Here is a 13528-nt window from a genome sequence, read left to right on the forward strand (position 1 = left end):
ATGAATGTAACAGAACTATTTATTAAACGCCCGGTTATGACCGTCCTTGTGGTCATTGCCATGGTTTTTTTTGGAATTGTCGGCTATTTTAAATTACCTGTCAGTTACCTTCCCGCTGTAGAATTTCCTACACTTCAGGTAACGGCAACACTTCCCGGAGCAAGTCCGTCAACAATGGCTGCGTCCGTAGCCACCCCGCTTGAAAAGCAATTTACATCAATGCCGGGCCTCCGCAGCATGAGTTCCATCAACTCTCTCGGGAAAACCCTTGTAACACTTCAGTTTGATCTGGACCGCAACATTGACGGAGCGGCTTCCGATACTCAAGCTGCGATTTCACGCGCCAGTGGAGATTTGCCGTCTGATCTGCCTCAGCAACCTTACTATGAGAAAGTAAATCCGGCTGATGATCCTATTCTCTATATGGCATTGTGGTCCGATTCTATGCCTATTTATAAGGTAAATGAATATGTCACAACATTTCTTACCGACACCATTTCTATGGTTAACGGCGTATCTAAAGTTGTCATCTACGGAGAATCAAAGCTTGCAGTAAGGGTTCGTGTTGATCCCGAAAAGCTCGCCGCCAGAGGCATTAATATTGATACAGTACGTCAGGCTGTTGCCGAGCAAAATGTAAAAGAACCTGTAGGAACATTAGACAACAAACTCCAATCCGTAACAATTGAAGCCACAGGACAGCTGAAAACCGCTGAAGATTTTTTACCGATGATTTTCGAATCTAAAGACGGCAGGACAGTACGTCTCTCAGATGTCGGAACTGTAGTAAACTCTATTAAAGACGATAAATCCGGATCATGGGTTAACGGCAAACGAGCCGTTATTATTGCAATCCAGAAACAGCCGGGTTCAAATACCATTCAAGTATGTAAAACTATTTTAGGGATGCTTCCGACCATTCGTCAGCAGATTCCTGCCGGAATAGATATGGACGTTCTTTATGACCGTTCAATCCCAATTAAAGAAGCTGTTGATGATGTTCAGGTTACCCTGCTGCTGGCTGTTTTCTTCGTTATCTGTGTTATTTACTTTTTTCTCAGAAATATATCTGCAACACTTATTGCCGCAGTGGCGGTCCCAGTCTCAATTGTTTTCACCTTCGCAATAATGTACGTACTGGGGTATTCACTGGATACCCTGTCACTGCTTGCACTCACACTCTCAGTCGGATTTGTCGTCGATGATGCTGTCGTCATGATCGAAAACGTTGTCCGACATCTGGAGATGGGTAAAAAGCCATATTACGCGGCTCTTGAAGGAGCCAAGCAAATAACCTTCACCATTGTTTCGATGACGTTGTCATTATCGGTAGTTTTTATCCCGCTAATGTACATGTCCGGTATTATCGGCCGCATTCTACATGAATTCGCCATGACAATCACAGTTGCAATCCTTGCCTCGGGCGTGGTTTCGCTGACTTTGACACCGATGCTCGCAAGCAGACTTCTTAAACCGGGCAGCAAACTTTCCGGATCTGATAAACTTAATGACTTCCTACTGCGCAATTATGAGCGCTCGCTTCATTTTGTCATGCGTCATCGCCGTATGACGATGGGCGCCGCAGGACTAATTCTGCTTGCAACTATCCACTTCTTTATGGTTATTCCGAAAGGATTTCTGCCCACAGATGACATGAGTTACTGTCAGGGTTTTGCACAAAGCAAGCAGGGTATTTCATACAATTCCATGAAGGAGCATATCAAAGGACTTGAGCCTATACTGGCAGCGGACGAAAACATAAAACATGTCATTATTGTTGCAGGGGCACCGGTTCTTAATCAGGGTTACATTTTCCCGATGCTTGTCGAACCGCATGACCGCAAAATGAGCGCGGATGAAGTTGCACGCTCTTTAATGCAAAAACTAAATCAGAACCCGGGAATTATGGTCTGGATTCAGAATCCACCCATGATCAGGCTTACGGCTAAAACTTCAAAGAATTTGTATCAGTATACCATTCAAGCTCCCGACCAGATGGAACTTTTTGAAATAGCTCCCAAATTTGAAATGGCTTTGCATCAAATCCCTTTCCTGACCGGAGTTAACTCAGACCTGTTAGATAACAATCCTGAATTATGGGTAAAAATAGACAGAGACAAAGCCTCATATTACGGAGTTACCGCTCACGACATCGAAAACACCCTTAACTCCGCTTACTCAGAACGAAAGGTCTCCACAATTTACGGCGACACAGATCAGTACTGGGTTATTCTAGAAGTTATTCCATCCAATAAAAAAGATCCAAGAGATCTCATGAAGTTGTATATTGCCAACAAAGACGGGCAACTTGTCCGCCTTGATAATATTGCCACTTTTGAAGAAAAACCGGGGCCGATGCAGGTTAACCATACCGGTATGCTGCCGTCTGTAACCTATTCATTTAATATTGCTCCCGGATTTTCACTGAGCGACGCAACAACAGCAATCAACGCACTGGCTCTGGACACTTTACCGGACACAGTCGTTTCAAACTTTGAAGGAACAGCTGATGAATTCCAGAAATCAATGAGCAGTGTATTCTTCCTGTTGATCATTGCTATATTCATCATCTTCATAATTCTGGGCATTCTTTATGAAAGCTGGATACAACCGATCACGATTATCTCAGGTCTTCCTTCGGCAGCCATCGGGGGACTTTTAACCCTGACACTGTTCGGCAAGGACCTCGACCTCTTCGGAATCGTAGGTATTATCATGCTGATCGGTATTGTTAAGAAAAACGCAATTATGGTTGTCGACTTTGCCCTTGAAGCGGAGGAAGCAGAGAACCTGTCTCCTGAAGAAGCGGCAATAAAAGGATCACTTGAAAGGTTCAGACCGATCATGATGACAACTGTTGCTGCAATCGCAGGAGCCATGCCTATCGCTCTGGGATTAGGCGCAGGCGCGGAAGCCAGACAGCCGATGGGGCTTGCAATCGTCGGCGGACTTATACTCTCACAGGTTGTAACACTCTACCTGACACCAGTATTCTACACATACATGGATACCTTCCAGAAATGGTTGTATGAACGCGGCAGAGCCAAGCGTGATCTTTTGGGAATCCCGCATAAACACGACAAGTAAGTAAGATCTAAAAACAGACATTAAAAAATAAGCGGGGAAAGTCATTATGACTTTCCCCGCTTCTACTATTATCAACTCTGCAAAAAACAAATTTCCAGTTAATCCCCTTTACCAAGCAAACAATAATCACTGCTTCCCTTTGCCGGAAGAATCACTCCCTGCGAACTTCTGCCATCCACTTTAAGAACCATCGACACAGGTACTCTTAAATGACTTACAAATTTTCCTTCTTCAATTACAGGCTGTTTTGCAAACCATTCCCAGTTCATAAAATTATCTTCTTTATCAGAAACCATAAAATAATTAATGCCCAGCGTTGTGATATTATGAAAGAAATGTGATCCCTGCGACGGCTCTACTTTAAGAGTTTCAGTAGACGTTTCAACAATTGCCGAAACTCCTGAAATATCGGGCCATTCAACAGGAATACCCAGCCAGTGGTCAGCTGAACCCCACCGGCCCGGCCCGGAAAGAATATATTTACGTTTCATCGCAACTAGTTTCCCGTTCATCTTAGAAATTTCCATCGCAATCTCACGGGTTTTTGCAACATCAAATGAGTCCGGCCGAACTAACAAGATATCCTCAACGTCATTTTTTTCAGCATTTCCCAAAGCATGATTTGAGATGCACACTGCACTTTTTAAATCTTCATCAGTAATGTTAACCTGATTAAGATCAGCTCTGGCACTCATGGGCCTTAGTTGAAGAAGATTAAACTCAGGTAACCGGCCGTCCTCATACATATTTATACAAAACTCTGCCTCAACAGGACCGCCCATACCTTTTTCAGCAATAAGAAGTACATCCTTTAAAACGGCTGATAGAGGTATTGATTTGTGTTTCAAAACAGGTGCAAACAAAATTATTTTCGGTCCCGGAATAGCCGCAGTATCTCTGATTCTGCCCTCTTGCGCCTGATACGTTGAAGCGAGCATCCTTACGGGCGGAATATCTTCAAAATCAGCAATATTTAACCTTTCTAAATTTGCATCCCCGTGAATATCTATATCCTGACCTCGATCCAGTTTAAGCCCGTAAAAACGAGTCTGAGCATTTTTAAGTGAATCGGCTAATGTTGGGCATTGAGGTAGAATATTAGGGTAACGAGGTGAGAATCTAATACACTGCTCACCATCCACAACGGATTTACCTATTCCCATAGCTATAGTTGCGACACCGTGTTCAGGTTTCATCTTTCCGAAAGGGTAATAATTATAAGATTGCCCCACCCCTGAAATGGCTGGAAAGAAATAATCCCCATACTGCTGCCCTGCAACCTGCTGAATAATTACGCCCATTTTTTCTTCGTCAGTGCGCTGATTAACTCGCTGAGAAAAAGATTTAGGAGCCCTGTAATAGGTAGAAGCCCACACAAGTTTAATTGCGCTGACCAGTTGCTCAAGCCTTTTTTCCAAATCCGCATTATCATTTGGGATCATGTATGTGCTGTAAAGTCCGGCATATGCCTGATACTGAGCATCCTCAAGTAAACTGGATGAACGAACTGAGAGTGGATACTTAACTTCCTTCAAATATGCCCAGAGCTGCGCTTCAATCCAACCGGGAAAGAAAGCATCTGAAAAGAGCTGCGCGACCTGCTTATCGTCAATATCAGCAGAAGCGAGATAAAACAGACTGTTCATTTCCATAAAATCATCAAACCCGGATGTTCCGATAGTCAGGGTCTTCGGAGCAATTATTTTCATTTCTGAATGCTTTTCATGTATCCATGAATTACGATTCAGCATCGACTGAATAAAAGCCAACCCCCTTGCCTTTCCACCGAGTGAACCTGAGCCTATTTTCAAGAACTCCGTCTGCGGATCAAAATCCTTAGGATTAAATGAAACAATCACGCCCTGCTGACGACGTGTACGACGAGCGGCAATAAGAGACATCATGTACTGTCGATGAGCTTCGATATTTGGAAAATCTTTATCTTTTAAAGGTCTGATTTTATTAGCAAGCCTGATCTCTGTTCTGGCATAAAACCAACGTGAAAAATCATTTCTTTCACAGTGCCTTATGAAAATATCGTGAGGAATATTGCGGAGTGTTTTTTCTAAAGAATATAAACTGGATGCTCTGGCTATTTCATTTTCTTCAAGATCTCTGAAAACAAAGTCACCGAAACCAAGATGCTCTGTCACAAAATTCCGAACTTCAGACATCAAATCCGGTGAGTTTTTATCAACAAAATAAGCAGGTATTTCTACGGCCCTAGATTCATTTGCAGGTTCGTTACTGGCTAGAAGCAACGGAATATCTTCCCTGTTAACTTTAATCTCTTTCAATAAATCAATGCCTGCACTTCCGTCCAACTTGCCATTTCTAGGAAATCTGACATCAGAAATAACACCGAGAATATACGGCCCATACTTTTTGAAAAGTTCTAAAGCTTCTTCATATGTTTGCGCTGTAATAATTTTAGGACGGGCGCGCATGGTTAAAAGACGATGTTCAGAATTAAGTCCTTCTTCAAGGAGAGCCTGAGTCTGTCTTACAAGTTCCTTATATAAAATAGGCAGAAATGAAGCTAAATAACGAGGTGAGTCTTCAACAACAATAATTACCCTGATTCCGACTGACAACGTATCATGCTCAACATTAAGCAAGTCCTCAAGATTTTTGACCATCGCTACCAACAATTCTGCATCTCCAGACCAGACGAACTGCCTGTCAACACCCCCGAGCACCCCGCCTTCAGCAACTTCGACCTGCCTGTGGCTAAGCAATGCTACAGGAATTCCGGGAACTTTTTCCTTAATTCTCAACCCCATATCAAAGCAATCCATGTTTGAGAGATGTGGCATAATAATAACTAAATCAAACGAATCAGACTCCAGAATTTCAAGGGCCTCATCAATATTTGAGACCCATGTAAGACGTGGCGGACGGCTGAGATTAAGCCCCCGGTATTCACTGACTATTCTTTCGGAAATCTTACTGTCTTCCTCCATAACCCAGGCATCATATGGGCTGGAAATCAAAAGAATCTCTTTGACCTTTATTTTCATAAGGTCATGATAAAGACTGAACTTTCGCCCTTGATTACCAGTAAACATCAACCTGCTTTCCATAAAATTCCCACCCGAATTAAAATTATTTCATTAAAAAAGGGCGAAAAGCGAAAAACGCAATCCGCCCTTAGGGTGTAATTATACTAAAAAACAATAATTAACTATACAATACCTTGATCAAGCATTGCATCCGCAACTTTTACGAAACCGGCAATGTTAGCACCATTTACATAATTAAAAGGTGTGCCGTATTGATCAGCTGTTTCTTTACAAGTCTTATGAACATTCTTCATAATAGCCTTGAGTCTCTGATCTACTTCTTCTCTCGACCAGCCAAGGCGCATGCTGTTCTGGCTCATTTCAAGCCCTGAAACAGAAACACCACCGGCATTAGCCGCCTTTCCAGGACCGTAAAGCAGTCCATTATTAAGGAATAATTCTACACCGTCAGGAGTAGTAGGCATATTGGCACCTTCAGAAAGGACTTTAACTTTATTTGCTACCATATGTGCGGCATCTTTATCATTAATTTCATTCTGAGTGGCACAAGGGAAAGCACAATCTGCCTTATGATTCCAGAGAGGATTAAAACCAGCGTCAGGATTAACCGGAGTATATACTGCTTCCGGATATTTATCGGCATATTCGCTGACGCGTCCACGCCGGACGTTCTTAAGATTCATGATGAAATCAAGTTTCTCACGATCAACGCCTTTTTCATCATAAATATAACCGGAAGAATCAGAGAAAGTTATGGCTTTGCTTCCCAGTTGAATGAGTTTTTCCATGGCAAACTGAGCAACGTTCCCAGAACCGGAAACAAGACTGGTCGTCCCGTCTAAAGTCTTACTTTTGGTATCAAGCATTTCAGCTGCAAAATAAACAGCGCCGTAACCAGTTGCTTCAGGACGAACCAAACTACCGCCCCAATTAAGACCTTTACCAGTCAAAACACCGGTAAACTCATTACGGATTTTTTTATACATACCGAAAAGGAAACCGATCTCACGAGCGCCGACTCCGATATCTCCAGCAGGGACATCAGTATCAGGACCGATATGACGGCATAGTTCCATCATAAAACTCTGACAAAAGCGCATAACTTCCATATCTGATTTGCCTTTAGGGTCAAAGTCAGATCCGCCCTTACCGCCACCCATAGGGAGAGAAGTAAGTGAGTTTTTAAATACCTGTTCAAAAGCAAGAAATTTCAAGATTCCGAGATTGACTGAAGGGTGAAATCTAAGACCGCCTTTATAAGGTCCGATTGCACTGTTCATCTCAATTCTAAAACCGCGGTTAACATGCACATCGCCATCATCATCAACCCAGGGAACGCGAAACATTATTACACGTTCAGGTTCAACAATACGTTCAAGAATACGTGCACTGCGGTACTCAGGATTACGATCCAAAACAGGTTTGATAGAATCCACGACTTCGCTTACAGCCTGATGAAATTCTCTTTCATTAGGATCTCTGTTTTTAATCAATTCCAATATATCCATTCTTAAAGCCTCCTCATAATCCTTGAACGTTGATAAAAAAGAACTCAGCTCATAAAATTATTTTATTTATTTCATCACTAACGTGCTAAGTCCATACATCTTTTGAAAAAAAGACTAAATTTATTATTATTATTTTTACATTTACGTAACAGCTATCCCTCACTCAGTATTAATCATTAAAAACATTAATAACAACCACTTAACTTTTCATCATATAACCAACAAGTCGCATTATTTAGACAATTTACTCAATCGGCTTGATAGCTCCCTATCCCCATTACACATTTATCGAAATTAAAACCAGCACATTGACAAAAAGTAATTGCTCAATTACTAATAAAGTCAATGAACACCCAGCTACCCATATTTTTCTTTTATTCTTATTTTATATTTACCAGCCCTGTGGCCTGGTGGTGTTCACTCGCGTAAAAGCAAATAAAAGAGTTTCACACAAGGCCGCAGCTTAACGCTGGCGGCCTTTTTTTTGTCTCCAGCCCACCGAAAGCTTGCTGCCCCAACTGGGATTTTTTTAAAAACAATCCTGTTTTTACAAAATTAACATTTTGGAGGTGTCTGATGTTAGGTTTAGGAAGTATTGAGATAGTATTAGTTTTTTGGCTTTGCTTGCTGGCAGCGCTTGGCTGCGTTGCTTACGGCATTATCAACTGGAATAAAAAAGGTAAGCCGGATGCTACTGCGAAAGTAATTGATATAAAGGCTGAGGATAAATAGATGATCACCAAAATAGTAATTATCGTCATATACCTCGCAGTAATTTTCTACCTCGGATTCAAGGGCTGGCAGTCTACCAAAAAGTCCACAGATTATATGCTTGCAGGCAGACAGATGAATCCTTTCATCATGGCAATGTCTTACGGAGCAACGTTTGTTTCCACTTCTGCCATCATCGGCTTCGGCGGAGCGGCGGGATTGTTCGGTTTTCCACTTCTATGGCTCACACTTGCCACAATTGTCATAGGAGTTTTTATTGCGATGGTATTCTTTGGCAAAAGAACCCGACGCATGGGACTTGCCCTCGAAAGTCACACCTTTCCCGAGCTGCTCGGCAGACGTTACGATTCAAGATTTATTCAAGGTTTTGCCGGCGGAATTATTTTTCTATTCATTCCCATCTATGCGGCAGCTGTCCTCATTGGGATTTCACGTATGATGGAGATTTCATTCGGCATTCCTTACGGAGCGGCATTGATCATAATCAGTCTTATCCTTGCCCTGTACGTTGTTACAGGCGGCATGAAAGCTGTAATGTATACTGATGCTTTTCAGGGAGTTATTATGGCGGTAATGATGCTCATACTTGTCATTTCAACATACGTAATGCTCGGCGGCGTGACTGAAGCGCATCAGGCTCTTACTGACATGGTTAATCTGATGCCGGAAAAACTTGTGAAAGGCGGCATGATCGGCTGGACGCAAGGAACCAGATTCGGCACCCCGCTCTGGCTCGTAATATACACCACCATCGTTTACGGTGTAGGTGTCGGTGTTCTGGCTCAGCCACAGCTTGCAGTAAGATTTATGACCGTTCCTTCCGACCGCGAACTTAATCGTGCAGTTCTTTACGGCGGTATTTTTATTCCGCTGATGACAGGTGTTGCTTTTACTGTCGGAGCACTTTCTAATGCGGTTTTTTACAAATCTGTCGGAAAAATATCCATTGCCGTAGCAGGCGGCAACATGGATAAAATTATTCCAATGTATATTGAACAGATGATGCCTCCGTGGTTCTCATCACTCTTCCTACTAGCAATGCTTGCTGCGGGTATGTCTACCCTTTCATCTCAGTACCACGTAGGCGGAACAGCACTGGGACGAGACTTTTTTGAAAGATTCGTTAAAGTTTCCAGTGAAAAATCAGTTAAAATCACCCGCATAGGTGTATCCATAACGCTCCTTGCCGCTATTGCATGGGCATGGGTTCTTCCTCCGTCCATCATTGCAAGAGCTACTGCGTTCTTCTTCGGCCTATGTGCCGCGTCCTTCCTGCCTATTTATCTTCTGGGCCTTTACTGGAAAGGAATGACAAAGAAAGCCGCAAAAGTATCTTTAGTCGGTGGATTCAGTGCCTCAATGTTCTGGCTGCTTTTTGTTCACGCTAAAGAAGCAGTGCCGATAGGTCTTTGCCAGACATTATTCGGTCAGCCGACTCTCGTCACCAATGCGACAAAAGGCTCATGGATATGGTTGCTTCAATGGGTCGACCCCAACGTGGTAGCTCTTCCGATATCTCTCCTTTTAGCAATTGGAGTCTCATTCATTACTACCAAAATAGACAAAGAACATCTGAAGCTTTGCTGGAGCAACATATAAGCTTTAAGATCCTATCTTCTCTAAATTAATGTAACAAAAAAGGTCCGAATTTCTGCATCAGCAAAAATTCGGACCTTTTTTGTATAAAGTATAAAATAATTGTCTTACTTTTTCATACTTTTACCTTTAGGCATTTTCTTCAATTCAACTTTTCTAATTGGAGGCAAGGAACAAGAGTCACTGCAACATGTGCCTTGTAAAAATCCAGTATAAGTATAAAAAATTCTTTCAATCTTCGCCCTTCTTTCTGCGGGCAAGGGTTCTCTTTTATACCCTTCAACCATAGAAAGAAGCTCTTTGTAATCAGGGACGGATCTCATACCGTGAGCAATCGTTTTACCTGAAATGGCATCTAACAAAAAAGCATCCATTGAATCACTTATGATTACGTATGGAACAGGTCCACCTTGAAGAAGCTTGCCGGCACAGACGGCTTCACGCTCATAACTCCCCACATCTCCGGCACAGAACATTACCATGAGAATCGGGGCCCCTGCTGTGTCATATATAACCAGATCAATAGTCCGGCACATTTCTTCACCGTCAATATTAAAACACAGGTCTACTTTAGCTTTTAGAGATTCCTTAGGGTAGCCGTGCTCTTCAACAAGAATCTTAGCCAGAGTCTGCCTGAATTCTTCGTAAGTCGTCTCAACTATTTCCTCTCCGCTTAAATAATCTCTGAGAGTTCCGCCCATACTGACTTCGTGCATTCCAGCCTCCATAATATATTTTCACAGCTAAATTAAATTCACATTACTAATATATATAAGCATATTTTGTTCTATTGCAACCATCCCCACAAAAAAAACTCATCCTGATCAAGAGTAATTACAAATAAAAAAAATAAGAAAACAAATCAGTTAAAACTTTTATTATTGACAACCTAATTTACGTATTGACAACTAGATTGTCATTCTGACATATTACTTAAAACACACACCAAGGAGATTACAATGAAAAAGCAAGCCATCCCTAACGTTCCTGAAACTGACTCAGCCGGCGTAAAAATAATGCCGCCATCCATTTTCTTCTGCTGTCTGATCAGTGGCATCACACTTAACATTTTTTTCACGTGGCAGATTATGCCCGAAAACTGGTTAGCCTTGTTAATTACCGGCATAATCATCATAGCGGCTGGTATATCTTTCATGATGTGGGGACATGCCCGTTTCAAATCTCTGGGAGTCAACGTACCCACTGACATGCCGGCGTCACAATTGGTAACAGATGGAGCGCACCAATACAGCCGCAACCCAATGTATGTAGGATTTATTGCCATACTTTTGGGATTAGGGATTGCCGTCGACAGTGTGTGGATGCTAGTTTCCGCCTTACCGATGACTCTGTATCTTTCATTCTATGTAATCCCCAAAGAAGAAGCATACCTTCTCAGAACTTTTGGCGCAGAATTTAAAACATATTGCAAATACGTACGTAAATGGCTTTAACATGATTGAAAAAAACGCTTCAGGCGCTAATTTACACACTTTATTCAAAGAGATATTCAACCTGCAATCAACTTTGTCCGAAGTGGTGGACGAAGTTCATGAAAAAGCGGGTATGCGCACCTCTCAAGTCAGGCTGGCAAACACACTTTTAGAACTTGGTCAGGCAACCGTCCCGGACATCGCCTATGCCATGAAAATATCGCGCCAGTTTGTGCAGACTGCGATCAATGAGCTAGAAAAACAAAATATGATTGAGTTTCAGGAAAACCCGCGCCACAAGCGTTCAAAGCTGCTGAAACTTACCGAACATGGCCGCGATGTATTGAATCAGGTCCGCGAAAATGAAGAGGCCATCATCCAGAAAAAACTACCTGATATGGACGCAACCAAAGTCAAGGCGGCCTACGAGTTGCTTGCGTCCATCCGGGTGAAAATAAATAAAAAGAACACGTGAAAGATACAGGCATAGTAATGAATATCTTGTGACAAAAAGAATATTATTCAAGATCTTCCAGATTCATGCCGCTTGTTTCTATTCTGAAAAACCAAGTTACCACTGCCCCGAGAAGTGAACAGCCGACCAGAAAGTACAATATTATTTCTGTGCCTAAATCCTTAAGCAGAAAAGGAAAGAAAAAAGCTGTAATAACAGCTCCAATCTTTGCAATGGAGGCCGCAAACCCGGCCCCTTTCCCTCTTATTTTTGTGGGAAAAACTTCACCGGCAATAAGATAAGTAATGGCATTTGGACCGATGTTAGTCATGAAACTGAACAACATAAAACCGCTGAACAGATAAACTATCTTCATTTCTGGTCCCGCCCCCATCGAAAGAGTAGCTAGAAACAACCCTGCTGCACAGCCGATAAACCCGAACACCTGCAGTTTAATTCTTCCTACTTTATCAGCAAGCATTACCGCGCAAATGACGCCTACAATCAGAAGCACATCAATAAAGGCCGCACCCTTCGCGGCGATCATATCATTTTGAATAAGGTCAGCAACATTTCTTGGATAAACAGATGTTGCGCCGATAACTGAACCGAGAATTGTCGGCGTGAAAATTCCAATACCATATGTACTCAAATCCTGAATAAACCATGGAACGGACGCAAGAATGGTTGCTTTGATGTTTTTTCCACGGAATAAATCTAAATAAGTTCCGGGAGTTACTTTATCACCATTGCTGTCTGTGGTTTTAGGAACAGCCAATTTAATAAACGGTGGATATTTGGGTTTACGATACAATAATCGCATTAAGGCATCTTCCGCTTCTTTTCTCCGCCCCTTAGACACAAGCCAGTGCCCACTGTCGGGAATATGAAACCTTCCGATAACAACAAAAATAGCTGGAATTATTGCAGTGGCGTACATCCAGCGCCAAGCACCCAGTTCAGGATTTTTATATAAAATTAGATACCCGATTGCTGTTCCGAATAATGCACCGACTGCCTGAAAAGCAAAAGCGCTGAGTACAAGCCTGCCGCGATCAATACTGGGAATACTTTCAGAAATAATCATATGGGCAGTGGGATAATCGCAACCAAGTGCAAGCCCGACACCGAAAAGGAAAATGACCAGCATGGTATAATTCGTACTGCAAATGAGAAAAATCAAACAAATTGCAAAAAGAACCATCTCAATGATAAACATTCTTTTTCGGCCATAATGATCCGCAAGATTTCCTAGAGCAAATGCTCCTACCAAAATTCCAAATAATGAGGCGGCGCTCACAGCTCCTTTCTCAAAAGCTCCAAGACCAAATTCACGGACAATAAGAGGAAGAGCAACTCCGGTCATGAAAACCACGAGTCCTTCGAAAAATTTACCTGCAGAAGCCAGAACCCATATTCTCCATTGCATAGCGGTCATAGGAGATGACGGAGCAAGTGTACCATCGGCCCAATAAGGCGTTTCATCAATATAATCCTGAACAGTTCTAGCAACGGCTTTATCAACCCCGTCAACTTTAGACATAAACACTGCTCCCTAATAAATTTATATCAATACAATGACTTCTGTATCATCAGGGAGAACAATTGTCCCGTTGCATCCACATTTACATTAATTTAATTAAAAGAAATCCTCCGTACACCATCAGATGTACGGAGGATAATAATCCAATTCAA

The 13528-nt window shown here is 42.2% G+C and carries 9 protein-coding genes; 5 read left to right on the forward strand and 4 right to left on the reverse strand.

The genetic code is table 11. The features are described 5' to 3' along the window. Entirely contained in the window at window positions 1-3087 is a 3087-nt protein-coding gene (locus BLT41_RS05370; RefSeq protein ID WP_092159085.1) for an efflux RND transporter permease subunit, read from the forward strand. Window positions 3088-3185: 98 nt separating this feature from the next. On the opposite strand, the gene BLT41_RS05375 is transcribed toward BLT41_RS05370, so the two are convergent. Beyond that, the gene (locus tag BLT41_RS05375; RefSeq protein WP_092159087.1) at window positions 3186-6170 is read right to left on the reverse strand and encodes a PEP/pyruvate-binding domain-containing protein; all 2985 of its coding nucleotides are present in this window, start codon (window positions 6168-6170) and stop codon (window positions 3186-3188) included. A 101-nt stretch (window positions 6171-6271) separates the two neighbouring features. After that, window positions 6272-7618, reverse strand: a complete 1347-nt coding sequence (gdhA, locus tag BLT41_RS05380) for an NADP-specific glutamate dehydrogenase (RefSeq protein WP_092159089.1) — start codon at window positions 7616-7618, stop codon at window positions 6272-6274. A 576-nt stretch (window positions 7619-8194) separates the two neighbouring features. On the opposite strand from gdhA, the gene BLT41_RS17410 reads away from it, so the two are divergent. Together BLT41_RS17410 and BLT41_RS05385 are read left to right on the forward strand one after the other, a co-directional pair. Beyond that, the gene (locus BLT41_RS17410) at window positions 8195-8350 is read left to right on the forward strand and encodes a symporter small accessory protein (protein ID WP_170830311.1); all 156 of its coding nucleotides are present in this window, start codon (window positions 8195-8197) and stop codon (window positions 8348-8350) included. After that, window positions 8351-9949, forward strand: coding sequence for a sodium:solute symporter family protein (locus BLT41_RS05385; protein WP_092159091.1), 1599 nt, complete (start codon window positions 8351-8353; stop codon window positions 9947-9949). Window positions 9950-10053: 104 nt separating this feature from the next. Here the strand turns inward: BLT41_RS05385 and BLT41_RS05390 are convergent, their stop codons facing one another. Further along, a complete protein-coding gene (locus tag BLT41_RS05390) occupies window positions 10054-10662 on the reverse strand; it encodes a type I restriction enzyme HsdR N-terminal domain-containing protein (RefSeq protein ID WP_092159093.1) in 609 nt (202 codons plus the stop codon). A 243-nt stretch (window positions 10663-10905) separates the two neighbouring features. Between BLT41_RS05390 and BLT41_RS05395 the strand changes: the two genes are divergently transcribed. Both BLT41_RS05395 and BLT41_RS05400 read left to right on the forward strand, forming a co-directional pair. Continuing rightward, window positions 10906-11400: a methyltransferase family protein gene (locus BLT41_RS05395; RefSeq protein WP_092159095.1), complete on the forward strand. Its 495-nt coding sequence runs from the start codon at window positions 10906-10908 to the stop codon at window positions 11398-11400. 1 nt (window position 11401) lies between these two features. After that, entirely contained in the window at window positions 11402-11854 is a 453-nt protein-coding gene (locus tag BLT41_RS05400) for a MarR family winged helix-turn-helix transcriptional regulator (protein ID WP_092159097.1), read from the forward strand. Between the two features lie 43 nt (window positions 11855-11897). Here the strand turns inward: BLT41_RS05400 and BLT41_RS05405 are convergent, their stop codons facing one another. Then, window positions 11898-13376: an MFS transporter gene (locus BLT41_RS05405; protein WP_211477651.1), complete on the reverse strand. Its 1479-nt coding sequence runs from the start codon at window positions 13374-13376 to the stop codon at window positions 11898-11900. Window positions 13377-13528: the final 152 nt, after the last annotated feature.

Origin of the sequence: Maridesulfovibrio ferrireducens, assembly GCF_900101105.1 — a bacterium.
GTDB classification, from domain to species: Bacteria; Desulfobacterota; Desulfovibrionia; order Desulfovibrionales; family Desulfovibrionaceae; genus Maridesulfovibrio; species Maridesulfovibrio ferrireducens.